Source organism: Allocatenococcus thiocycli (genome assembly GCF_921292965.1).
In the GTDB taxonomy this organism is placed as follows: Bacteria; Pseudomonadota; Gammaproteobacteria; order Enterobacterales; family Vibrionaceae; genus Vibrio; species Vibrio natriegens.
Genome location: NZ_CAKLCK010000047.1, coordinates 43,643 through 67,096, shown reverse-complemented (window position 1 = coordinate 67,096; position 23,454 = coordinate 43,643). Strand labels below are relative to the sequence as shown.

The window sequence follows — 23,454 nt, the reverse complement described above, 5'->3', positions numbered from 1 at the left end:
CCGCCGCTTTGTCCATGTTACGAACGGATAGTTTGACTCAGGTGGGTCAATTTTAAATCGGCGTTAGTGGGTCATTTTTACATCGGCGCTGACAACAGTAGATTACTTAAAATACAACCATATGTTGATATAGCCAGAAACAACCTTAAGTTGGCATTTTTGTAGCAACAATATTTAAGGCTACAAAGCGGAGTAAGAAACTTTCTTACGAGAAAATAGTTTCATCACTTCCCCTGGTAATATGTAAGTTGACAAAGTCGCTTCTTCAATCCTCGTAGTGATTCCCAAAGCGAGTGTCTGTGTATTAGGTACCGAGTGACCTTGAGAAGTCACGTAAATTTCCGGCTACTAAATACTTGTGATTGGTTTCAATTGAGATTCTGGATAACACAGAAGTAATCTCTCCCAAAAGGGCAATGAACATATGGAAACAATTTCACAGGAGAGGGAGTATTCTTTTAAACATCAGGAATATATGTATGACATAAAATTTGAAAATTTATGCAAGAACTGACACTCATACATCACTTGCAGGAGCTTGGTAAGCTCAAGAAGTCTAGTTGCTCAGAGTGTCAGTTTATTTTTAATTTCACCAATCTACCGTGATCTTTAGTACATATACCTTATTGTTCAGATAACTCTCCAATAACATACAAACAGAGGATCACTTATACACGGAAGTTTTGCTGAGTTCCCTTCGGTTAGCAATCCATCCATAACAACTTACCAGCAGGATTCCAACGATAACAAAGCACGAACCTATGATAAAAGAGGCTTCAACAGATTCACTAAGCAAGAAATAGCCGAAAATTACTTAAGGTATGGCAAAATAATTTATGGTTTGTCCAATATTAATGGTGCAGTTCAGCTTGTAGTGCTCCGATAATTTCATTATACATAGCATCAATTGAGGCTATGTTTTCTGACCCTTTTCTGCGGATTATCTCGACTTTCATAGAGGGAAGCATGGGAAGCCCTTCCTTTTCGCCCAAGACTTTCAACTCAGGAGTGAGACTGCATTCGGTGAGAACAGCTACCGCGATTCCGCTCGTTGCCGCCACGATTTGCCCTGCTGTACTCGGGCTTTGGTAAACAATCTTGTAGCGCCTTCCACACTTATCGAGCATATCTAATACCACGTTTCTAATGTGGCTGCCTTCATCATGTGCCGCAATTGGCATTGGATCTTTATTCCATGTGCCGTACGCTTCAGACGCAACCCAGTGAACCGCTTCGTTGAAGAGATAGATTCCTTTATCTAGTCCTTGCACGGTTGTCACAGCCAGATCAAGCCTCCCCGATTCTATTTGTTCTATCAATAATGCCGATGGCTCACAGGTCAGTAATACCTCGACATTTGGATAGTGCAAAGAGAACGCCCTTATGACAGGTGATAAATAAGCTTGAGCATAATCTTCCGGAACTCCGATACGGATTTGACCTCGGATTTCATCGCCTCTGGTCACCTCCAATGCCTCAGAATGAAGTCTTAGGATTTTACGAGCATAAACCAGAAGCTCGTTTCCCGTTGATGTTAGTAATATGCCGCGTGAATCTCGCAAAAGGACTGGACTACCAATTGCCGCTTCCAATTTTTGTATTTGTAAACTAACAGCGGATTGTGAACGATGAACCAGCCTCGTAGCACCAGATATTGAACCCGCGTCCACTGTCGCCACAAATGATTTCAGCCAGTCAATTTGAAGGTCTCTTGATCTCATGGTTTTGTATATTCGATTATCGAATATTATGAATTTATTATATTCGCTTAATTAATTCAAATAGCAACCTTAAGCTATCGATACTCCTTTTCACTCACTAGATAACTTTATGAACATGATCGCCTTTTCCAAAAGTACAGAGTCACATTCAATGCAAATGATCATTGGAGGCTTGTTATTGGGAACTATTGGGATTTTTGTCTTTAACGCGGGGCAACTCCCTGTAACCACTGTGTTCTTTCGTAGTTTATTTGGTTGTATCGCGCTTGGGATATGGATGGGTTTCCATAGAAACCTTAAAGAATTAAAAGTATCACCAAAAAGCCTCTTAGCGGTATCTGTAACGGGGACATTAATGGCGAGTATCTGGTGGCTCTATTTTCTATCCCTCAACTATATCTCTGTAGGGTTGGCGACGCTGGTTTACCATTTGCAACCTTTTTGGCTGATTCTATTAAGTGCTGTCATGTTCAGAGAGAACATCAATAGAAGCACGGTGATAGTACTTATAGCGGCATTGGTCGGATTGACTCTCGCCACTGGAGTTTTCGATGATTTAAACCTAAAAACAGATGAGCGTTTTTTGTTGGGTATAGGACTTTGTATGGTGGGGTCAGTGCTGTATGCAATCGCAACACTGATAGCGAAAAGTAACTCTCAGATATCACCAATGACTTTTGCCTGGTGGCAGTGCCTAGTCAGTGCGTTTGTAACAAGTTGGAGCTTTGCATTAAACGCATCACCAATTATCGAAACCGCTTGGTTTTGGTTAATAAGCCTTGGGGTAATACATAGTGGGCTAGCTTTTACACTCATCTATTCAGGTATGAGTAAACTTCCAACTAGTCGTATTGCCGTACTTCAATTTATTTATCCAGGCGCAGCACTGCTCGTTGATTGGGTCTATTTTGACCACTCTTTTACATTGACCCAGTGGTTCGGTGTGGCTCTACTTGTTTCATCGTTATGGTCACTAAAACGGGGTTAGAGGCATGAACGAACTGTGACCACGCTCCCTCTTTCTTGGTTTCGTTGCTCAATCTCATTCTTTATCGGCTACATCTTGTGGCTTTACAAAAATTCGTTAGGCAACACAACTCGTTAAGTCACCGCGCATATTAATATCTAAAAAGGAAGAAACATGAATATATCTCAACTCACAGGCTTGGAGCACTTAAGCGCAATAATTACCGGAGACATCCCGCCTCCGAGTATTTTTGACACGATGGGAATGTTTAACCTGGAAGTCTCCCAGGGTTCTGTTTTGTTGGGGTGTTGTGCCACAGAACAACATTGTAATCCTATGGGTGGAGTACATGGAGGTTTCGCGGCAACCGTACTGGATTCAGTCACAGGTTGCGCCGTACATAGCATGCTCGAAGCCGGAGTTAGCTATGGTACAGTTGACTTGGTAGTGAGTACCCATCAATGAAAAGCTTATCGCCGAAGCAAAAGTGACACATATATCCCGCTCTCTAGGAGTTGCCGAAGGGACTATTCGTAATAGTGAAGGCAAACTACTTGCAAGTGGTTCAGCGACTTGTTTTATCAAGAGACCGAAAACCTAAGAACAATTAAATACGAGTTTAAACACACTCGAAAAGCTAACTCGCATTCCACTTTCTCTCAAGAATTGCTTCTAGTGCAACATTGATCAATGTACATGTAATTGAACTTACAATTGGGCTTGATTGCGATAAATTTACTGCAGGTATATCTCGGAACTCAACGCGAGTTTTCCATAAGATACTTGTCATGTATTTCAATAATAATCTTACATTAGAAAATATAGGCCAAAATGACGTTATCACTTCTACTTCACTGAACTGCTATAAAACACAAAGGGGCAAATTCGTGTTACCAAAGGCGTCAGTCGTGACTCTGCACGCATGACCAAAAGTATGGAAAAACTTTATATACGTGGCCAGTTTTAGTTAATCACTACAAGATGTCTGGAACATATTGACCAGACTTATGGCCCCTAACTGGCTTAAGGTTTTAGCTTGGGTTTAGCTTGGTAGGGTCATAGGGGGCGGTGTGTGTCTTGATTCTAAAAGCCGACCAGATTTCAGCGTGGTTTGATAGGTATCTACTGAAGAAAGACAAAGAGTAGACGTGATTGTGAAGCTCTAATATCGGTCTTTAGCATGATAAAAGCGAGTAGCCAAATGAAATGGTTCTCGCTTTTTTAATCAATTACCACGTTCGTTTCGAGATAAAAATTACCCAGTAAACTCTTCAGAATCGGGACGATTGGTAAACTGCACACCATTTAAGAAGTCGCACAGCAGTTGGTCTTCACACTGTTTGTAGTTTTTGTTGTTTGGCTTGCGGAAATACGCACCAATTTCGTATTTACTTAAACTAATACCAACCACTTCTAATACGTCCAACACATCTTCCGCTTTCATGTCTAGCGCAATGCGCAGCTTCATGAGAATCATGTTGTTGGTCAACGTGACTTCTGGCTTAGGTTGCTCGCCGTCTTTTTTTCTCGCTTGAGATTAATAAAGCCATTTAAGAATACCGCTAACTCTTGATCCTTCATCTTAACGCAAGATTTGTCGCTTTCATCTTTTAACCAGTTTGCCACTTTATCGTGAGCCACAGTGACTTCGGCCTGCCCGAAAGCTTTCATTATCTGCGCGTTTTTAAGGTTTAACGCGTGTTGGATACGACGTAAAATTTCGTTGTTAGTCACTAGGGATTCCTAAAATGAGTTCTAAGGGTGAATAAAAATCCATCAATGACATGCGATCTGTGGGTGTCTTTATTCAATAGCGTAGTTGGCGGTGACTCTAACAGAGAACACGTTTCTTCGGTAGGTTAAAAAATAGAAATAAGACGGCCTATTCGAACTAGTAGGCTAAGTTGGTAAGACCCCACTTTCATAGACACTATGCTGATTAGAAGAAGTAGGTCAAACCACCTCACTGTTATTTGTGAGGTAGAAGGTTACTGGCAAGGAATGGGGCACAAATGAGTCAGCTCAGATCAAGCTGACTTGTGATCACCAAGCGATTCTGTCGTACCTTAACTACCAACCGATTTTGTCGGTGAACTAATTACCAAGGGAAAATGACGGATCCATTTCTATACCTAACCCTTTGAATAGGTCAAATCACCATTCAGGGGTTAGTAAGGATGATCATCATGGACTCTCGCTCCCAGCTTACTGTTGATGTGATCGCTAAAGTCACTCAAGGTAAGATCAGCATTCACAGTGCTTCCAAACTCCTCAATAAATCCCGTCGTACGATAGAGCGTTATCTCCACCGCTACCGCCGTGAAGGCATACGCTTTGTTGTCCATGGCAATAAAGGTCGTGAGCCTGTCAATAAAACCCCTGATTCACTGAAAAGACAGGTTCAGCAACTGATCCAAACTAAGTACTTCGATTTCAATTTGCAGCATCTGGCCGAGTTGCTCACGGTCAACGAAGGCTTGACCATCAAGCGGGAAACTTTGCGAAAGTGGGCGCACGCTATCCACCATGTGAAGCGAGCCAAGCGTCGTCGTAGCCGAGTAAGAAAGTACAGGGAACGAATGGAGCAGCCTGGACTGATGCTGCAAATGGACGGCAGTCCGCATCAATGGTTTGGTGAGCATCGCTCATGCTTGATTGCCATCATCGACGATGCGACCAGTGATATCCATGCCGAGTTCTTCCCTTCCGAAACCACGGAAGGCTGTATGAAAGTCATGAAGGCGTATATCGAAAAGCGTGGGCTGTTTAAGACGCTCTACGTCGATAGAGCGGGTATATTCGGTGGTCCAAAAGGCAGTAACTTCTCTCAGATGCAACGCGCTTGTGAAGAGCTAGGGATCGAAATCATCTTTGCGAATTCGCCCCAAGGCAAAGGACGGGTCGAACGGGCATTCGATACGTTCCAAGACAGGCTGGTTCCAGAGCTTCGGCTGCATCATATTACCGATATTCAAAGCGCCAACGAGTATCTTCAAAACCAATTCATTCCACTGTACTGGCAACAGAAAATCGCGGTGCAGGCGAAGAACCCGAGTTCAGCGTTCAAGGTTGTACCTGAACACATCAACCTTGATACGGTCTGTGTTCACAAGGAATATCGCAAGGTTCGCCGAGATCATACCTTCAGTTATAACAATAAAATGTATCTCATCGACTCGCCCATAAGGCACTCCATCGTCAATCAGAAACTGGAAATACGCTGTCAGTTCGATGGTGCATTCTCAGCCTATTTTGGTCACCGAAAACTGCATATTACCGAGTTAGAAGAGCCACCAAGAGCGAGTGAGTATGGGATGGAAGTCCAGCGCAAGTTGGATGTCATCGAGCTTGCCGACCGCCTGGGTAATGCGACGGAAGCCGCTCGGCTCACTGGTTGCTCGCGCCGAAGTATCTACAACTATCAAAAGGTATTAGCCGAGGAAGGCATCCTTGGCCTTAAGCGCATTAACAAACCGCTGCACCGCAGCAAAAACAGCATACCTGAAGAAACCGAACACAAAATTATCGAGCTGACCTTAAACAATCCGTATCAAACCTCAGTACAGTTGAGAACCATGCTAAAGAAGGAGTACAACATCACTGTCAGCAGTTGCACGATACGAAATATCTGGAAGCGCGAGGTACTGAATACCAGAGAGCTGAGAATACAGCGCTCAACGGCATTAAATAAAGAAGTCTAGCCTTTAGGCTAGACTTAAAGATGAACGACAAAGTCGCTTGGGATTTATCCCGTCAGGCTCCCTTGGTAATCACAAAGTGCCAACTGTGAACTGCCAACTGTGAACAGATCGGCCTGACACGCCCTTTGGTGGATTTTTCACCAAAATCTCAAATTGTGGTAAGTTGTGGTAAATCGTTTACCACAACTTACCAAAAGCAATTTTGGGGTAGACTCGTGTCAGCCGATACTGTGCTGACATGTGATCACCAAGCGATACTGTGCTGACAAATGTCGGCTGTAGCGTCAGTTAGCTTGAACCTGGACAGTAGTGATTTACAGGTGTTACAGGCTTACCATCCTTGATATACACTTAAAGAAATGTCGACAATTCGCGTCATTCCGGGGCTGATAGAAAATCGAACTTCTGACTGAGCTTATAACAACTAGGGTTTTAATGATGAACAACATACCAAAACTAGAAACATTCAGACTGGAAGGCATACCATATCCAGTTGTTGATCCTAGTACGCTGCCTGTAGAATTATTGGATGCACTAAATAAATACATGGTTGGTAAAACTGTTTGCCACTCCATCTATATCTATCTTGAGGATTGGCAAGACTTTTGTTGTGCTGTAGAACGTGAGGATATTGAGGTCTAATATTAAGTGTTCTTAATCAAGAGCACATGAGTAATGCCATCAGTTTGAGTAATACCTAGTTGAATCGAAGATAAGACTAACTAGTATCTACTGACTCGGTGGCTATTCAGTGGTTATTCAACTAACCTACTAAAATATGATAAAAATATCTCATAATCCTATTTTTGAACTATATTAAAATTGAATAATTTAATTGGTTCAATTGATGCTTTTACAACGTCCAAAACCTTATTCAGACGAAAGCCTTGAAAGCTTTTTTATTCGTGTAGCCAACAGAAATGGTTATAGTGATGTTTATCGTTTTTTAGTAGCCGTTAAGCGTTACCTTTTAGATCTAGACACAACGAAGTTCCAGACATTTCCCACAGATATCTGTCATATCAACCCTTACTCATCCAACAAACATTCAAGCTCGCGAACACACGCATTACATAAACTCAGTCAGCTAACATTTAACGAACCAACAAATCTACTGGGTATCGCGTTAAACAGAAACCAAATGAAGTTTTCTCCGTCAACGACCGCTCTAATACGTGGTGCTGAGGTAATTCCACGTTCGCTTTTACGCAAAGACTCAGTACCATGTTGCCCTACTTGTCTGCAAAAAAAGGGGTATGCGAGTTACCGATGGCACTTTTCCGGATATGAGTATTGTCACGAACATAGTATTAAGCTGGTTAGTCACTGCGCCTGCGGGGCACCCTATGATTATCGTTATGCGGGCTTGTCCGGAGTCTGCCCTGAATGTGGTGAACTCGTATCTTCACCTCAAGAAAGGGTTCTTCTCCGCTTAGGTGAGCTTGATATTTGGGTAAAAAGTTGAGTGGGTATCAGGAACCGATGTTTGTCTGATCTTCAACTTAAAATAATCTGTATCTCTTACTCCTCTGGCTCTTCGTCTGAGTAACCCTATAGATACATTGCCAGCCTCAACCCGAGCGTTGGTCAGCTTGTATTTTGCGTAGTTACAGATACCTACTTTTCTTTCTAATATTGAGTCTGCAAAGCTGCTTAGTGACATTATCCGAGTTGACTTTGCTAGACGGCACCAAGCTTCAAGAGCGGCTGTCATGGTCTCGTAACAAGGCTCATCCCATATCGCTTGTAGCTGCTCTTTTAGCATATAAATCACGCACAACGTCTTGTTACTCTCAAGTAAATCGTCGAGTCTGTCAGACTGCTTGTCATCCAATTTCTGTGCATTTTTCAGTAGGAGGAAGAGTGTGCCTTTAAGCATCCTTTTCTCATCGTGCGAGCCAATCCTAAAAGCTTTCGCTCTCTCTTTTCTGATTAAAATGCAGTAGTTTTGCATCACATGGAATCGGTCAAAAACGATGTCTGCATGAGGTAACATTTTTCTTACCGCTGATTGGTAAGCTTGCCCCATATCCATTGATACCGCTTTAATTCCAGCCTTTGTTTCCTCTGATAGTTGCTCGAAAAATGAGATAAGGACTTCTGCTTTTCGTCCATGTTCTACCCAAATTAAATGACCAGAAACAAGGTCGTAAACGACGGTCATATAATCGTGTCGTTTAGCTCTAGCTACTTCATCAACGCCAATGTGGAGTAAGTTCTTTAGTTTCTCGGGTTCTAAAGCTGGCAGGCTTGAACGCAAGTATTCTCTATCGATGTTTTTGACTGTTTCCCACCGAATACCTAAATGCTGAGACACGGCATGTATGCTCATGTGGCGGCATAATCCACTGATAAACTTGCAAAAGCGAGCGGTATAGCGACCTCCTTTAGAGACATAGTCAGTATCTTCAATTAGCCGTCTTCCGTCTTTATCTCTGGTTTTAGCCAGTTCAACTTCTATCGTGCATGGCCGTCCGCTAACAGGCAGATCCTGAAGTCGTCTTTTGACATAGTGGTCTACGGTGCAGGTTGCACCTGTGATTGGATCTTTGACCTTATATCTTCGGTCTCGACGGCAACGAACGAAAACTGATTGGGACACTTCTTCTATTGAACAAGATTCGACACACTGACCTTTAAAGCAAAACAACGAGGAATACAAAGACGACAAAATACACTACAAACTTATAATAAAAATAAGCATTATAAATCATGTGATTATGATAGGTTCATTGATGTTGTTTGACTCATGAAAGCGGAGAAGAGCCAAGAAAGTAATGGTTCAAAAATGCTCACAGTAGCTTCTTGGTTATCAGGAGCTGATGTTAAACCATTACCAATTGTCCCTTTTAGTTTCAGATGGGGGTTTATTCATTGGTGGTCAAAAGTATCCGACTCATCTCAAACTAGTAATTTTGGTGAGTTCACAGACTTTTGGGAACAGTGGCCTGGCTCCTTTCATGAGTTGATTGAAAGAGAAATAGAATTCAATTTCGAATACGCCGTTCTTAGCCAAGCGGAGCTAAGAGTGAAAGATATTCTTGGCAGAATTCTGTTCAGCTCAATTCAGCTTCCTGACCGAAATTTTCGTTCGAATATTATATTGAAAGAGCTCTTCCAATATTTAGAAATGAATTTGTGGAACGACAACGGCAAGCTCGCCAACCTGCGACTAAATACACTTGAAGCATGTATAGTACTGAACTGTTCCCGGGAGCAAATTACTTCCATGGTCGAACAACGTATACTCATCCCAAATTTTCGTCTTGGAAATCGAGATGTGTTAGCCGTTACTGATTACGCCTTTTACTTAGGTGATATTTATTGTCTTTGGCTTTCAGAATTTCAAACTGATGAGTTCAATCGTTCTTTCTATGTGTCGAGGTGGTGAATGACGACACTGGCAGAAATAATAGAAAATGATACAGACGACCTCAATAGGGATTTACGGAGAGCATTCCGACCACTTTCTCGCCCCATAGACATAACAAATACTCCTCTCGAAGCCATAACCATACTAGTAAACCTAACAGATAAGGTCCTTAAACAAAAAGACCTACTTGATAGAAACAAATGTAAAGAAAAGCTTAGAGACGAGAAATGGTGGGCAAGCTGTTTAAGTACTGTTAAATATCGCCAAAGTCATAATCCCAAGTTCCCTGACATTAGAGCAAGTGGGATTATTCGAGCTTTACCTATCGGGCACCTGCCACCTTTCTTGCTATCTTCAAGCAAGCTGCCCACCGATAACTGGGCTTATGCCAATGACTCTAGCCAAGTGAATAAATCCTGTTTTTTAACGAGCAAATTTATATGGGATGGCCATATTCATTGCTTAGGGCAATTACTTGCTGATATTGAACATCCTCTTTGGAATGTCCTAAGAAAGCTCGGATGTTACGTTAAAACAGCCAAATACATATCAAAAGAGCTAGCACTTGTTCCTCCGTTGGAAATTAATACTTCGCTAGTTAGAAATTACCTGCCACAAATTTCTCTTCCGGATAACAACAACTCATATATTTCATTATCACCAGTAGCGTCTCAATCGATGCAAAATGATTGTTATGAAGCACTTAGAGGACACTATCGGTTTTCTGCTATTACCCGGTTTAGCCGAGCGACAAACATGGGAACTCTTGCAATGAGCTGCGGCGGTAATTTTAGAATGATTCATTCTTTACCTCCAATAGCAAAGTACAAACACCATCATTCAACAGATACCCAGCAATGGCTAACGAAATCTTCGTTGAAAGCGATGCGAGAATACATCGAATCATCTCAGTGGGTAATGTCACCAACTGAACTTTCGACAAGAAAAAAATTTGTTATCGAAGACGTAAAGACGATGATTTCCAAATGGGTAAGTAGCATTACTGCCGGACAAGAAAACTTAAATAAAAGGAAATTAACAGAACGTTTCAATGCAGATTTAGCCAAAACCAAATTTGCCAGTCGTTACGCATATGATCCCAACTTAACTCAGTTAGTCTACACTAGCATCGGCTCCATCATTCAATCGTCATATTCTCAACAACTTTCAGAGCTAGAAAATTCTAACGAAAACTATTTGCTATTAACAAACCTACGAATCTCAGGCGCATCTGCCATGAATTCACCGATGAGCATTGGACTCCCCTCAATGATGGCATTTTATGGGTTCGTGCATGCTTTTGAGAGAAACCTAAAAACAGTTATTCCCAACTTTAAAATAGATAGCTTTTCCGTATGCATTCATAGCATACACGTAGAAAACCGAGGATTAACAAGAGAGTGGGCTCTCAATACCAAAAATGGCATCACAGCGCCTGCGACGCGAGATGACTGGCAATGCGATTTCACCCTCAGCTTGATTCTTCAATGCAACAATTATTCTCAAATAACACCACGAGAGTTCATGAGCTTGCTACCAAGAAGACTAGCGAGAGGAAACGTAACAGTTGCTATTTCCGATATCGAACGCTTGGGAAGAAGCATGAGCTTAGATGATGCCATAAAGACGATCCCCTTTGAAACTGGTAGATGGCTTAGCCTGAATAACGAAACAACCTTACATAGTGTTCAAGATATCATTACTGAATTAAAAGAAAACAAAATGCAAACCGTCAACTGCATTGGTTACCACCTGTTAGAACTTCCAAGTGAAAAACGTTACTCACTTCGCAGCTACAAACACGCTTTCGCCGAAACCATACTTGGTGTCATAAAATTATTCGCAATTAGTGAAAATACAAATCCCGACCAATACTTTTGGCAATATCACTATTCGACGCAAGGCTCAATTTTACTACCGAGGAGTGTATACAATGAGACTACCGACTCAGCTATCCTATGAACGCTCTATCGAACCTACCCATGTTACGTTCCATGTGATCTGGCCTGAAGGTAGAAAAAAGCCACTGACATATTCGGCAAATAAACAGTTGGGTATGAAAGAAGGCTTCACGTCAGCTTACAAAGATAATGGTGAAATAGATGAAAAGGTCACTGAATATTCATTAGCGCTAGGAAATATCCATGAATTAGACTATTGCTGTGTGCCTCACGGAGCCGAGAGTATCGAATGCGAATTTTCTGTTTCATTTGTTTCAAGTCATCAAAAACCTTTTATATGCTCCGATCCTAAAGTCAAAAGCACCCTTATTAAACTTGTGAAGCTATATGAACAAAAGATTGGTTGGGAAGAGCTAGCAACTCGATATTTTATGAACATTTGTAACGGTAGATGGCTCTGGAAAAATAAAAAACTTCCTTACTCTTTTTCTATTAGCGTGAAACCATGGCCTTGGGATAACGAAGAAGCTATTATCACTTTCGACGACATTCGAAAAAACTATGGTGACGCTAACAACTTCAAGGCGCATCAACATTGGGGAGCACTAATCAAGTTAATTACTGACGCTTTTTCACAACCAAACGGTCTATGTAAGTTTGAAGTCAGTGCTACACTTCGCTATGCCAAAAGTGACCCTTTATTTCCAAGCCTAGCTTTCAAAAATTCGGTCAAAGGAGAAAAAAGTCGCATTTATCAAACAACTGAAGTGGACGGAGTACGAAGTCCTATATTAGGCAGTTATAAAACTGGAGCAGCAATTGCCACTATTGACGACTGGTATCCTAATGCTGAAGAGCCATTACGTATAAGTCACTATGGTGTACATAAGCAAGATGTATACTCCTATCGATTTCCAAACACAGGAAAAGACATATTTACACTTTTGGAAAGAGCAGATGAGTATGTAGACCAACTTGAAGCTGCAGATGAACTTTCTCAAGAAACGATTAATGATCTGCATTTTATCATTGCAAACCTAATTAAAGGCTCGCCACTTCAACGAAAAGGAAGCTAAGCCATGGATTGGTACTATCGGACAATCACATTCTTACCTGAATATAGAAACAATGAAGTAATAGCGGCTAAATGTCTAAAGGAATTACATCGTTTTAATTACAAGTACCAAACGAGATCCATTGGCGTTTCGTTTCCACTTTGGGCAGAAGAAACCGTAGGACATAAAATCACTTTTATTAGTACCAACAAAATGGAGCTGGATTTTGTGCTGTCACGACGGTATTTCACACAAATGACAAAACTTGGGTACTTTAGCATCTCCACAGCGCAAATCGTCCCAGACAATTGTTCTTATGCTCTGTTTAGGCGTAAGCAATCTATAGACAAAGCAACATCAGCAGGCCAAGCAAGAGAAATAAAACGACTTGAACGAAGAGCATTAGAGCGTGGCGAAATATTTGACCCAGCGTATTATTCCAAAAGCACGACTCATGCATTCCATAGTTACCACTCACTTAAAGAAGATAGTAGCGGTGGTAATGGGTTCCGACTAAATATACAAATGGAACAGTTAGAAGATACTTTAAGCACAGGAAGGTTTAGCAGTTATGGGCTAGGCAATACAGATAATTCATTACAGGTTGTACCTTTGATTTAACCTTACTTCTAAGCCCTCTTCATAACCTATTGATTTTAAAGCCTATAATGTATCATTAAGTTTAAAAGGGTAAATTAGTAGAATAAACATTAACTACCTGATATTTATGGACTATTATTAAATTGGTAATAGTGAACTGCCGCATAGGTAGCTGATAATTGGTTATAGCTGAATATCGCAGTCTGGCAACCGTGAACTGCCGCATAGGTAGAGAGGATCAGTTTAAAAAATCAATACTATTACCATCTCCAAACAGCTAAACTCTTAGCTGTTTGCTTTGGTATTAAATGAGGATTATAATCCTCATTACTACTGAAAAGTAGCTGATAACAAATTTACATCTCCAGGCTCTGCCAAAAAGCGAATACTGCCGAACAGGTAGGTGGTTTGAGCCAACTGACTTAGAGAGCTTCTACCAATATTTATTATGGTAAAAGCTCTCTAATGTCACACCGAAGAACTTCCGCTAACTGGTAGGCTTTTTCTAGTGTGATGTTCACTTCCCCACGCTCTATTCGCCCCACATAACTACGGTCAATATCGGCGGTTAACGCTAACTTATCCTGAGAAATACCTTTGTCTTTTCGCATAGAGCGAACATTGTGACCAAATTTTTTCGCTAAGTCTTTCATTTCAATCGTACATTAAAAAGAAAGACTATCTATTCTTGATGCATGCATTTCCACGGACTATAATCCGCATTTTATTTTCCATGTTCAACCCCATCACTGAGAGTTCATCCGTGTCACAAGGCTTTACCATTCACCCCTATATTATTGATTCATTGAAAAAAGAAAACAAAAATGAATTTGGAATTTCTGAAATCCGAGATCTGTTGTTCGCCACCACAATGCAAGAAAAGAGTAAAGACCATGTACGTCTGTTTGTATCTAAACAGCTCAATAAGATGGTAAAACAAGGAATATTAACGACTTCAGGAAATAACCGTAATAAACGGTTTCATAAAACCGAGTTATTTGAACAGTTTAATACTTCAAGTTGCAAAGGATCAGCACACGACAAAACAGGAACTGAATGCGTGAAAAAACCGAACTCTTATTTACAAGAGTTGGACAAAGCAAGAAGTAGGCTTAATGCGGAACTTGTAATGTTAATCGCTGAAATGGACGAGTACCGATCGATTATGACGCAGTTCCCTCAGACTAAAGAAAAAGTAAGTAAACTGCATGAAGAATCAACACAACACTCAGCCACTTTAACTGGACAGATCACCGCCATCTCGAAAACAATAGAAGTACTCCAGTCGGAGGCAGTCTGATGCTCAGAGAATGGCAACGAAGTTGTATCGAAGACATCCTACAAAGATACACATCAGGCAAAAAACATTTTCTTACCCAGGCCACCCCCGGTGCTGGTAAAACGATAATGGCGGCCTATTTAAGCAAACAACTATTAGATTCCAATATGATTGATCTGATCGTTTGCTTTTCTCCCTCAGTAAATGTGGCTAATGGGTTTACAAGTACTTTCTCTCGTGTATTGCAGTGCTCGTTCAATGGCTCTCTAGGTTCATTAGGAACATCACTAACCTACCAAGCTATCCAATATATCGATGACCAATTTTGGGAAACTATCTCAAAGCACCGAGTCCTAGCTATATTCGATGAAATCCATCATTGTTCAGGTGAAACTCTTTCTGACGCCAATGCTTGGGGCGAGCAGATTATTTTAAAAGTGCAGAAAGCGTCCAAGTATACTTTGGCACTGACGGGAACTCCTTGGCGTTCAGATAGCTTACCAATATCACTGAGCTCTTATAGCAATCCGGAAGGAAAAATCATCTGCGATTATCAGTACACTTTAAAGCAGGCTATCACCGACAGAGTATGTCGAAAGCCGAAACTCGTGTTAGTTGATAACGAGCAGTTGCAATATGCCAGCCCAGAAGAAAGTAAATCTTATTCTTCGATTCAAGAATTATTTAAAGAACAAAAGATTAGTTACTCCAGTATCTTACAAGATACAGATGCTTTAATTCATATTCTCAGACTATCAGTAATAAAGTTAAATTCAATTAGAACAACGAACCAAAATGCGGGTGGACTGATCGTTGCGGCATCGGTGGCACACGCAAGACAAATTCAAACAATTTTGAACGAAAAATTAAAGCAACCCAGCGTGATGGTTTCTTACCATGACCCAGATGCTCAAAAGATTATTGAACAATTCAAAAATGGTCACTCCCCTTGGATTATCAGCATTGGAATGATCAGTGAGGGAACTGACATTCCAAGGCTTCAAGTCTGCTGCCATTTGAGTAATGTTCGCACGGAGTTGTATTTCCGTCAGGTATTAGGGCGAATACTTAGAGTCACGGATGGCGACAATCAAGAAGCTTGGCTGTACACGCTTGCTGAAGAAAATCTTGTGAAATTTTCTGAAGAAATCGAGCAAGATATTCCTGATTCGTGTCTTTATATAAAACTGCCTGAGGAGGCAGAGATTGAAGGCGCACATTTACATCAAGCGAGCCCACCTCATGTCACTACCTCAGCAACATCGGGGGAGTTCAAATGGAACAACAGCGATACAAGTGTGCAGATAGGTAACGAAAATCCTATGCCTTATAGGTCATTCACCTTGGGGCATTTTAGAGAGCGGGTTATTGAGGCGTTTGTTGGGATTTAGTAGGGTACAATCTTTACTGCAAAAGGCCCTTCAGATTTAAGGTAATTAATTGTGCTCAATCTCCTTTTGCAGCAAGGTAATTTTCCCAACCAACATCTTCTGGTGGTTCAGTAATTCTTAGTTTTTTGATATCTGCATCAAATGGGTTAAATGATTCGCAAGCATCCCGACTGACTTTGGGAGCAGCGCGTGAAAAATGCTTTAAAGAAATACACGGAGCATTTTCTAGTAAAGCAAATTTAGCTGCTTTATTGATCAAGCGCCGAATCAACCGCATGTTTCCCTTGGAAAAAACATACACCCTTTTCATTATGTTTTCAGATGCCAACCCAGATTTCTTTGAAAAGGGTAAGGCTTCATCTAACATCGTCAGAAATGTTCTGTATCTGATTCGCTCACTTGTATCTTTGACCCTGAATGGCTTTAAATGGTGTTGAGATTCAAAACGCCCTCGTAATTGATTGTTGGCCCGCAAAATCTCGGTTGAATAAGGCATTCCAAAAAGTACAACAGGTATTTTTGAATCAATGATTATCATCTTTAACCAGTCAGCAGTGCTATGAAGTACATCTTTGCTTTTACGGTCAATCATATGCTGGAACTCATCTATGATAATGAGCTCAACTCTGCACTCGCGAAGCAAATCGTTGACTATTTTCATCAACTCGGCGGGATCTTTTCCATGACTAAATGCTAACGGATCTCCCATCGAAGATAACAGCCTTTCCGAGGCGGTAACTGGATTGGCATTTGCGGGTAACGAAGTGAACAAAATGGGAATGATAGAACCATCATTAGCTTCCATCCTAGGGTTATCTGCTAAATATTTATCTATAATAGTGGTTTTGCCTGACCCACTATCACCAACAACAATTAGACATTCTGGTTCCGATATACCATCACTCTCCTCTCGACATTCCTCTATGTCCGAGAGAATTTCATCTATCTGAGAATTACTAATAAAAATACTCTTCACCTGTTGGTGGAGTGCTTTCGCAGAATAATTCACTTATTTGTTCCTCGAACCGAATCAATTTTCCAGCCATCAGTATTCACTTCAACGTCCCAATCAATATCGTCATTACTCGACATCTGCAACTCTGGTTTTTGATGAGACTTGGTCCGCTCAGCATGCTCACGCACCCTTTCAAGTTTAGAGGCTTCTCTAATCCCAATATTAGCCTGCTTACCGTTGCCAGATAGGTGCAGTGCTTCATCGATGATATCGTATATCACTCTCCAAGCTTTAATAACATCATTATGTCTATAGTTATTCCTTATATGGTTTCGTGCATAATCGCAACACACTTTGTGAAACCACTCTGACACTGAATAAGCGTAGTCAGGATCCACTGATTCTACGGCAAAAAATTCGTGTTTATCTTCATCCAGAACGTATATTTCACCCATACAAATTGGATTATATTTTATTTTTACCTTAATGCTCTTACCATCATATGTATGCTTTCCGAAATACTGAGCAAGATATGAACTTGAATAACGTAGTGTTTTTTTAAGGCGGATACCGTTTCTATCTAGAGAAACCTCAACATTTTTCCCAAGATTAAACCTTAGTTCATCTATTGAACCATTAAAGGAGCGAGGTGGAAGAGCACTACGCATAGCATCAGCCCAAGAAAGATTAGGTATATTATTTTCCAAACCATTAGGGCTAGATTGGTATATATCGATAAGCCAAATATGGATAACTTTCATCAAATCTGAACGGGTAATAATCGCATTTTTTTGTGGATTATAATCGCCGCGAGCGAAGATATTACTGAAGCTCTTACCTGGAATCCCAGAAAGCAGTTTATTGTTGATAGTTCGAAAATACCGTTCAACAGATCCTTTCAGCCAAGGCTTTTTAACGGGATTCTTTTTAACCTTAATTCGTAAGTTTTTACAGGCGGTTACAAAGTCTTTACTATTAAACTCAGCACCGTTATCAACAATAAGGTGTTCTGGTAAGCCATAACATGGCCACTCCCCTTTTACTTCTGGATATAACTCTTTAACGTAATACTTAGGTAAAATCGCATTTTCTAGCGCTAGAGAAACCGATAAATAACTTGGTGGCTCGAACCCAAGATAGAAACCAACAACACTTTTAGTATGAGTATCAAAAAGTAATGTAAGCCACGGGCGCCCAAGAGGAAGCTTACGAGCATCATCAATCACAAACAAATCTAGGCGAGTATGATCAGCTTCAACACGCTGCAAAACTCGAGTCGTTTCCGGTCGTTGTCCGACTTTCTTGTAGTATGTATCGGCGGCTTTTTTCCCTTTTTTAATTAGCAGCCTTTCATAATCTGTTTTTTTAACAATTCTTTTTCTAAAGGATTCATATTCAAAAGATAATTGGGTGTCATTACACTCATTATGTCTATCTATTGCCGTTTCTAATAACGTAAAGGCTTGTTGAATTGTTGGCGACTCTTCCGAGAAATATGATTTTATAGCACTCTCTATATACTCTTCCAGTTCCAAGGTTTTTCGTTGCTTTGTATTACCTCTCGTTACTCCAGGAATCAACGAAGAAAGTAAAAATCCAGATTTCTTAAAAGTACTCCAATAACGATATATCGATGATGCAGACGGTACATTTGGATGAAATTTATCTTCAAGACCCTTCATCGAACCTGATATTTTCTTTAAGGTTAAACTAGAGCCGTGCAATTCAATAAGATAATCTAATATGTTATACCGATGGATTGCCTCATCTCTTCGTTTTTCATCGAATGAAAAAAGATCTTGATAACTGTCTTGAAGTTCAATCCCAAATCGCGTGCCCTTTGATGTCTTAGGCACCGAAGTATTCGAGTGTTTCTCAGGGAAAAAACTGCCAAAAGCATGAAGATTTTCAAAGTCGTCACTCATGAAACTCTCCAGACAAGAGAATCATGACTGATTGGGTAATGCCAATCAAACTCTAGAATGTTTTTTGCGATCAAATCATAAAGCGCAGGCAATATAGAAGCAGCTTGCCCCTGACTGGTGTTTAATACTTGCGAGATTCGCATTTCACCGTATTTTTGAAACAATTTTAAAAGTCTAACCTGCACATCATCGAGACTATCAGAACAAGCGTAGCGATGAATGATCTTCAGATTGTCGAGCAAAGGATAAATTTGAATATCATCTTCAGTCAGAACAAGTAAGTCATATCCGTTAGCAATAGCTTGTTGTTTCTGTGCATCAAATTTTTCCTTAAATTCATCCCGTTCAGTTACCCACTTAGGCTTCACTTCATAATATGTCGCATAGCCATCATTGAAATAACAGAGCATATCAGGAGTATAACGACGTAACCGCCCATTTAATCGATATTCAAAACCCAGAGGCTGTGTTTCAAATGATTTTACGTGTGGAGCGAATTCAAAATGAAAACATGCATCAAACTCAAGATCAGATTCAGTTGTTTGAACAGAATCTGTCTTCAAGCTAACAAAACGAGAAATGTTCTTAACTTTGGAGTTTTTAAGGATTCGTTTTTTCATATAAAACATCCACACTTGTAGTAAACTTTCAAAAGTATGGTACACTTTTTATACAATGCAAGGTACGGGTGTTTTAATTCAACGTATAGTTGTTTTATTGCAATGTATGGTTGTATTTACATTCACAAAGGAATAACAGATGAGCAGTGGTCAAAGAGATATTACCCTTCGCTTTTTAGCAGAACCTGGCGACGTAAATTTTGGTGGTAAAGTCCACGGCGGCGCAGTAATGAAATGGATAGACTTAGCTGCTTATGCCTGCTCTGCCGCCTGGAGTGGCAAATACTGTATTACCGCTTACGCGGGTGGGATTCGATTTGTTGCACCGATCCATGTGGGTAACCTAGTTGAAGTAAGTGCAAAAGTGATTTTCACCGGTCGCACCTCGATGCACATCGCCATTGATGTACAGGCGAGCGATCCCAAAGAAATGAAAAACCGTTTAACCACTCACTGCATTGTGATCATGGTTGCGGTAGACGAAGACGGCAAGCCAACAGATATTCCTAAGTGGATTCCTGAATCCGATGAGGACAAAGCGTTAGAGCGCTCCGCCATTGCGTTGATGAACATGCGTAAAGAAATCGGTGAAGAGATGGAAGCTCACGTTAAATACCTCAAGTAACCACCTACAACGAGCGTTCAAAACCGCAGCCCCAATTGTTGTGTGAAGCAATGTCATGCTTCTGCCATTTGTTTCACACACTCTCCTGCCTTGTCATAAATCTTTCACCTTGATTTGCTTAAATCCCTGCACTAATTTGGAAATGAATGAGTGTGGATCTTGGGAACTGTAAAAACCACCTTAAGTGAAGAAACGCTGACCAATTTGAAGGCGGTCGAATATCAATGGGTAAGAACCATGTATGTCGAGGGTTACAGCGAGACTGAAATTAACCATTATATTCAAACGTGCTTTGGTGGAGACGTAACCTTTGCCAACCTTTTTCGTCGTGTCGCACTGCAGCAAGAGAGCTTATATACCTTGCTCCAGTATGTAGGATGTGCGCCTTCCAGCCGTGAGTTTTGACGGCTAACCCGCCTAGCTAACCCTCTCCCCAGCGCTTTTGCGCGATATTTTTATGTGAAGTGCTACGCAGGCCATTTCCAAGGCTCTATGTAATCCATTACAAAGCCGATAGTCTTGGCCTGCATCATCAATATCTATTTACTCATTATTGGCAATAAACATCATCACCGTATTCTACGATGGTTTAAATACGTAAAGATCTGATTTTACAGACATAAAAAAACCTGAGTCTGAACTCAGGTTATGGTTACAAGAACTGTTAGTGATTGTGTCGTAAGGAACTAAGCTAACAGCCAGCTATGCGTAACGCCAATAAAAGCAAGATATTACTGATCGGCGGCCAAACCAAAAGTGTAATATCAGTGCTAAGTATAAGGGCGACCATTTGGTCGCCCTTTTCTAGTTATTCTTGTCAATCTCAAAGACCAGTTGAGATTATCCTTTCACACCACCAGCGGTTAGGCCACCAACCAACCAGCGTTGAGCAAGTAAGAATACTGCAGTGATTGGCACTGCTGATAGTACTGCAGCAGCTGCGAAATCGCCCCACAAGTAGTTCTGTGGGTATAGGTATTGCTGCATACCTACTGCTAATGTGTAAGAGTTTACATCAGAAAGTAGGAGTGACGCTACAGGAACTTCACCGATTACCATGATGAACGACAGGATAAATACTACAGCCAGGATTGGCACTGACAGTGGAAGCAATACCAAACGGAACGCTTGCCATGGTGTCGCACCATCCAGTGCTGCCGCTTCTTCCAGAGATGAATCGATACTTTCAAAGTAACCTTTAATCGTCCAAACGTGCAGGGCGATACCACCCAAGTAAGCGAAGATCAAACCACCGTGAGTGTTCAAACCAAGGAACGGAATGTACTGACCAAGCTTGTCGAACAGAGCGTATAGAGCAACCAGTGCCAACACTGCCGGGAACATTTGGAAGATCATCATCGCTTTTAGGATGGTGTTCTTACCTTTAAACTTCATACGAGCAAACGCGTAAGCAGAAGTCGTCGATAGCGCTACAATCAGAACCGCTGAGATACCACCTACTTTTACCGAGTTCCATAGCCATGTCATTACCGGGAATGGAGGTGGTGTAACAGTACCATCTGCGTTAGTCACAGAGAAACCTAGAGCCAGTTTCCAGTGATCCAATGTTGGGTTATCAGGAATCAGACTACCCGTTGCAAAGTTACCTTCACGGAATGAGATCGCGATGATCATCAGCAAAGGGAAAATGATCAGTGCCAAGAACGCCCACATTGCAATATGAGTAGCCCAAACACGATACTTTAATGACTTGCCTTGTACCATTGCCATTATAATGTCTCCTTAATCTTGAGCTACTTTAGTTACACGTAGGTTTAGTAGAGCCAACGCGCCAACCAACAGGAAGATAAGTGTTGCTACCGCACTTGCCAGACCGAAGTCTTGACCACCAGCACCTTCGAATGCGATACGGTAGGTGTAGCTAACCAATAGGTCTGTGTAACCTGCAGGCTCTGAAGTACCAATCATGTTTGGACCACCACCTGTTAACAACTGGATAAGCACGAAGTTGTTGAAGTTAAAAGCAAAGCTTGCAATCAACAGTGGTGTTAGCGGTTTAAGCATCATTGGCAACGTAATGCGCGTAAAGTTAGACACGAAGTTCGCACCATCGATAGCAGAAGCCTCATAAAGGTCATCAGGAATCGCTTTAAGCAGACCCATACATAGAATCATCATGTAAGGGAAACCAAGCCAAGTGTTTACAATCAAGATCATGCTTTTCGCCATGAATGGGTCAGAGAACCAAGCAGGGCTAATACCAAACAGACCTTCAAGTAGCATGTTGATCTCACCAAAGCTTTGGTTAAACAAACCTTTAAAGATCAGGATAGAAATAAACGCTGGAACCGCATAAGGCAGAATAAGTAGAAGTCGGTAAACAGAGCGGCCTTTTAGCTCTTCCCACTGAACCACACTCGCCAGAACCAAACCGATGATTAGAGTAAATAGTACGGTTAGTGCAGAGAAAACAATCGTCCAGATAAAGATGCTAATAAATGGTTCTTTGATACCGTCATCTTTCCAAACTCGTTCAAAGTTATGGCTACCAATGCCAACCACGAAACCCGGTGATACGGTACTGCCGACAAACTGACCATTTTCATCAATCGGCTGGTAGTAACCCGTTTCCATGTTTGGCAGTAGGGTTTCTTGAGTACGGTTGTTAAATAGTGCCTCACCATCCTCTTGTAGCGTGTACAAAGGTACAACCGCTGCGAACTTACGCAGACCGCTCATACGGATGTCATCACCGCTTGGCAGATGAAGGTCAACACTACTTAGTGCGTCGCGATTACTCACGATGGTTTTGATTTGCTCTTTCTCACCAGTCACTTCTTGGATTGGCGCAAGATCTAAATCCGTTGCAGAGAAACCTTGTAGTTGGAAAGTCGGCGTAGCCAGTAACTCGCCATCTTTATCAATGACAATTTGATGGCCCTGTTCAGTTTTGTATAACGTGAACGGATAGCTATCACCACTTTGATACGTCCTGTCCAAAAGTACAGTTTGGGCTCGCTCGAAAGAGAGCTGGTTTTTCGCGCTGTAGTTAGTAAATGCCAGACCTACGGTATATGCCAATGGGAAAAGAATGAACAAAATCATCCCTGCAATACCAGGATAGATGTAACGGTGAGCGTAGGTCTTTTTACTACCAAAAATGTACAGTGCTAAAGCAGTAAGAATAATCGTAAGAAGTGCAAACGCAATCTCACCGCGCGAATACATAAGAATTGTTGCGTAACCATTAAGAATGCCGACTGTGCCTAAAAGCGCCCATTTAATAAACACTTTTTTGCTGCTCGGAAGGTTGGCTGCTGGTGCTGTCATAGCTTTTGTACCTTGAACTGACTGCATAGGGAACCTGCTAGCGAATATAG

Annotated in this window: 19 protein-coding genes and 2 pseudogenes; 12 read left to right on the top strand and 9 right to left on the bottom strand. The window is 41.3% G+C overall.

The features are described 5' to 3' along the window. Window positions 1–851 precede the first annotated feature (851 nt). Window positions 852–1,721 carry a LysR substrate-binding domain-containing protein gene (locus tag L9Q40_RS19705; RefSeq protein ID WP_498794302.1) on the bottom strand — a complete coding sequence of 290 codons (870 nt, stop codon included), beginning with the start codon at window positions 1,719–1,721 and terminating at the stop codon, window positions 852–854. A 109-nt stretch (window positions 1,722–1,830) separates the two neighbouring features. Between L9Q40_RS19705 and L9Q40_RS19700 the strand changes: the two genes are divergently transcribed. Then, window positions 1,831–2,709, top strand: a complete 879-nt coding sequence (locus L9Q40_RS19700; protein WP_498794301.1) for a DMT family transporter — start codon at window positions 1,831–1,833, stop codon at window positions 2,707–2,709. Window positions 2,710–3,943: 1,234 nt separating this feature from the next. On the opposite strand, the pseudogene L9Q40_RS19695 reads toward L9Q40_RS19700, so the two are convergent. Next, window positions 3,944–4,422, bottom strand: a pseudogene (locus L9Q40_RS19695) (YehS family protein). A gap of 443 nt (window positions 4,423–4,865) precedes the next feature. On the opposite strand from L9Q40_RS19695, the gene L9Q40_RS19690 reads away from it, so the two are divergent. From L9Q40_RS19690 to L9Q40_RS19680, 3 genes and pseudogenes are all read left to right on the top strand, one after another. Further along, the gene (locus L9Q40_RS19690; protein WP_498794300.1) at window positions 4,866–6,389 is read left to right on the top strand and encodes an ISNCY family transposase; all 1,524 of its coding nucleotides are present in this window, start codon (window positions 4,866–4,868) and stop codon (window positions 6,387–6,389) included. A 438-nt stretch (window positions 6,390–6,827) separates the two neighbouring features. Beyond that, complete coding sequence (locus L9Q40_RS19685) at window positions 6,828–7,031, top strand: hypothetical protein (RefSeq protein ID WP_498794299.1); 204 nt, start codon at window positions 6,828–6,830, stop codon at window positions 7,029–7,031. Window positions 7,032–7,236: 205 nt separating this feature from the next. Continuing rightward, a pseudogene (locus L9Q40_RS19680) lies at window positions 7,237–7,806 on the top strand (TniQ family protein); the annotation flags it as partial. A 15-nt stretch (window positions 7,807–7,821) separates the two neighbouring features. On the opposite strand, the gene L9Q40_RS19675 reads toward L9Q40_RS19680, so the two are convergent. Next, window positions 7,822–9,060, bottom strand: coding sequence for an ISL3 family transposase (locus tag L9Q40_RS19675; RefSeq protein WP_498791601.1), 1,239 nt, complete (start codon window positions 9,058–9,060; stop codon window positions 7,822–7,824). Between the two features lie 78 nt (window positions 9,061–9,138). On the opposite strand from L9Q40_RS19675, the gene L9Q40_RS19670 reads away from it, so the two are divergent. The 4 genes from L9Q40_RS19670 to cas6f are packed head-to-tail and all read left to right on the top strand — an operon-like array spanning window position 9,139 to window position 13,339. Beyond that, window positions 9,139–9,780 (top strand): hypothetical protein, encoded by a 642-nt coding sequence (locus tag L9Q40_RS19670; protein ID WP_498794298.1) that lies wholly within the window; start codon window positions 9,139–9,141, stop codon window positions 9,778–9,780. Then, complete coding sequence (locus tag L9Q40_RS19665) at window positions 9,781–11,724, top strand: type I-F CRISPR-associated protein Csy2 (protein ID WP_498794297.1); 1,944 nt, start codon at window positions 9,781–9,783, stop codon at window positions 11,722–11,724. Continuing rightward, window positions 11,696–12,739, top strand: coding sequence for a type I-F CRISPR-associated protein Csy3 (csy3, locus tag L9Q40_RS19660; RefSeq protein WP_317591869.1), 1,044 nt, complete (start codon window positions 11,696–11,698; stop codon window positions 12,737–12,739). Before L9Q40_RS19665 ends, csy3 begins: the two co-directional genes overlap by 29 nt. 3 nt (window positions 12,740–12,742) lie before the next feature. Beyond that, window positions 12,743–13,339 carry a type I-F CRISPR-associated endoribonuclease Cas6/Csy4 gene (cas6f, locus tag L9Q40_RS19655; protein ID WP_498794296.1) on the top strand — a complete coding sequence of 199 codons (597 nt, stop codon included), beginning with the start codon at window positions 12,743–12,745 and terminating at the stop codon, window positions 13,337–13,339. Window positions 13,340–13,764: 425 nt separating this feature from the next. Here cas6f and L9Q40_RS19650 read toward each other — a convergent pair whose 3' ends face one another. Continuing rightward, window positions 13,765–13,971 carry a helix-turn-helix domain-containing protein gene (locus L9Q40_RS19650; RefSeq protein WP_065298156.1) on the bottom strand — a complete coding sequence of 69 codons (207 nt, stop codon included), beginning with the start codon at window positions 13,969–13,971 and terminating at the stop codon, window positions 13,765–13,767. Window positions 13,972–14,081: 110 nt separating this feature from the next. On the opposite strand from L9Q40_RS19650, the gene L9Q40_RS19645 reads away from it, so the two are divergent. Beyond that, entirely contained in the window at window positions 14,082–14,618 is a 537-nt protein-coding gene (locus tag L9Q40_RS19645; protein WP_498794295.1) for a VspR family transcription factor, read from the top strand. Beyond that, a complete protein-coding gene (locus tag L9Q40_RS19640) occupies window positions 14,618–15,988 on the top strand; it encodes a DEAD/DEAH box helicase (protein WP_498794294.1) in 1,371 nt (456 codons plus the stop codon). Before L9Q40_RS19645 ends, L9Q40_RS19640 begins: the two co-directional genes overlap by 1 nt. A 55-nt stretch (window positions 15,989–16,043) precedes the next feature. Here L9Q40_RS19640 and L9Q40_RS19635 read toward each other — a convergent pair whose 3' ends face one another. From L9Q40_RS19635 to L9Q40_RS19625, 3 genes are read right to left on the bottom strand one after another with little or no spacing between them, the layout of a single operon-like run. After that, window positions 16,044–16,997 (bottom strand): TniB family NTP-binding protein, encoded by a 954-nt coding sequence (locus L9Q40_RS19635; RefSeq protein ID WP_498794293.1) that lies wholly within the window; start codon window positions 16,995–16,997, stop codon window positions 16,044–16,046. Next, window positions 16,994–18,868 carry a TnsB C-terminal domain-containing protein gene (locus L9Q40_RS19630; protein ID WP_498794292.1) on the bottom strand — a complete coding sequence of 625 codons (1,875 nt, stop codon included), beginning with the start codon at window positions 18,866–18,868 and terminating at the stop codon, window positions 16,994–16,996. The genes L9Q40_RS19635 and L9Q40_RS19630 overlap by 4 nt, the downstream gene beginning before the upstream one ends. Next, complete coding sequence (locus L9Q40_RS19625) at window positions 18,865–19,488, bottom strand: TnsA endonuclease N-terminal domain-containing protein (RefSeq protein ID WP_317589811.1); 624 nt, start codon at window positions 19,486–19,488, stop codon at window positions 18,865–18,867. Before L9Q40_RS19625 ends, L9Q40_RS19630 begins: the two co-directional genes overlap by 4 nt. A 139-nt stretch (window positions 19,489–19,627) precedes the next feature. Here L9Q40_RS19625 and L9Q40_RS19620 point away from each other — a divergent pair, with 139 nt between their 5' ends. Then, a complete protein-coding gene (locus L9Q40_RS19620) occupies window positions 19,628–20,113 on the top strand; it encodes an acyl-CoA thioesterase (RefSeq protein ID WP_498794291.1) in 486 nt (161 codons plus the stop codon). Between the two features lie 150 nt (window positions 20,114–20,263). Then, the gene (locus L9Q40_RS19615; protein WP_498794290.1) at window positions 20,264–20,518 is read left to right on the top strand and encodes a hypothetical protein; all 255 of its coding nucleotides are present in this window, start codon (window positions 20,264–20,266) and stop codon (window positions 20,516–20,518) included. Between the two features lie 435 nt (window positions 20,519–20,953). Here L9Q40_RS19615 and malG read toward each other — a convergent pair whose 3' ends face one another. Then, window positions 20,954–21,844, bottom strand: a complete 891-nt coding sequence (gene malG / locus L9Q40_RS19610) for a maltose ABC transporter permease MalG (protein WP_014234862.1) — start codon at window positions 21,842–21,844, stop codon at window positions 20,954–20,956. A gap of 12 nt (window positions 21,845–21,856) precedes the next feature. After that, entirely contained in the window at window positions 21,857–23,431 is a 1,575-nt protein-coding gene (gene malF / locus L9Q40_RS19605) for a maltose ABC transporter permease MalF (RefSeq protein WP_014234863.1), read from the bottom strand. Between the last annotated feature and the right edge of the window lie 23 nt (window positions 23,432–23,454).

Excerpts from the sequence above, each read along its gene's own strand:
- csy3 (WP_317591869.1), top strand. The coding sequence starts at position 11,696 with ATGAGACTACCGACTCAGCTATCCTATGAACGCTCTATCGAACCTACC.
- L9Q40_RS19670 (WP_498794298.1), top strand. The coding sequence starts at position 9,139 with ATGAAAGCGGAGAAGAGCCAAGAAAGTAATGGTTCAAAAATGCTCACA.
- L9Q40_RS19705 (WP_498794302.1), bottom strand. The coding sequence starts at position 1,721 with ATGAGATCAAGAGACCTTCAAATTGACTGGCTGAAATCATTTGTGGCG.
- L9Q40_RS19685 (WP_498794299.1), top strand. The coding sequence starts at position 6,828 with ATGAACAACATACCAAAACTAGAAACATTCAGACTGGAAGGCATACCA.
- L9Q40_RS19690 (WP_498794300.1), top strand. The coding sequence starts at position 4,866 with ATGATCATCATGGACTCTCGCTCCCAGCTTACTGTTGATGTGATCGCT.
- malF (WP_014234863.1), bottom strand. The coding sequence starts at position 23,431 with ATGCAGTCAGTTCAAGGTACAAAAGCTATGACAGCACCAGCAGCCAAC.
- L9Q40_RS19650 (WP_065298156.1), bottom strand. The coding sequence starts at position 13,971 with ATGAAAGACTTAGCGAAAAAATTTGGTCACAATGTTCGCTCTATGCGA.
- L9Q40_RS19625 (WP_317589811.1), bottom strand. The coding sequence starts at position 19,488 with ATGAAAAAACGAATCCTTAAAAACTCCAAAGTTAAGAACATTTCTCGT.
- L9Q40_RS19640 (WP_498794294.1), top strand. The coding sequence starts at position 14,618 with ATGCTCAGAGAATGGCAACGAAGTTGTATCGAAGACATCCTACAAAGA.
- L9Q40_RS19665 (WP_498794297.1), top strand. The coding sequence starts at position 9,781 with ATGACGACACTGGCAGAAATAATAGAAAATGATACAGACGACCTCAAT.
- cas6f (WP_498794296.1), top strand. The coding sequence starts at position 12,743 with ATGGATTGGTACTATCGGACAATCACATTCTTACCTGAATATAGAAAC.
- L9Q40_RS19700 (WP_498794301.1), top strand. The coding sequence starts at position 1,831 with ATGAACATGATCGCCTTTTCCAAAAGTACAGAGTCACATTCAATGCAA.
- L9Q40_RS19620 (WP_498794291.1), top strand. The coding sequence starts at position 19,628 with ATGAGCAGTGGTCAAAGAGATATTACCCTTCGCTTTTTAGCAGAACCT.
- L9Q40_RS19630 (WP_498794292.1), bottom strand. The coding sequence starts at position 18,868 with ATGAGTGACGACTTTGAAAATCTTCATGCTTTTGGCAGTTTTTTCCCT.
- malG (WP_014234862.1), bottom strand. The coding sequence starts at position 21,844 with ATGGCAATGGTACAAGGCAAGTCATTAAAGTATCGTGTTTGGGCTACT.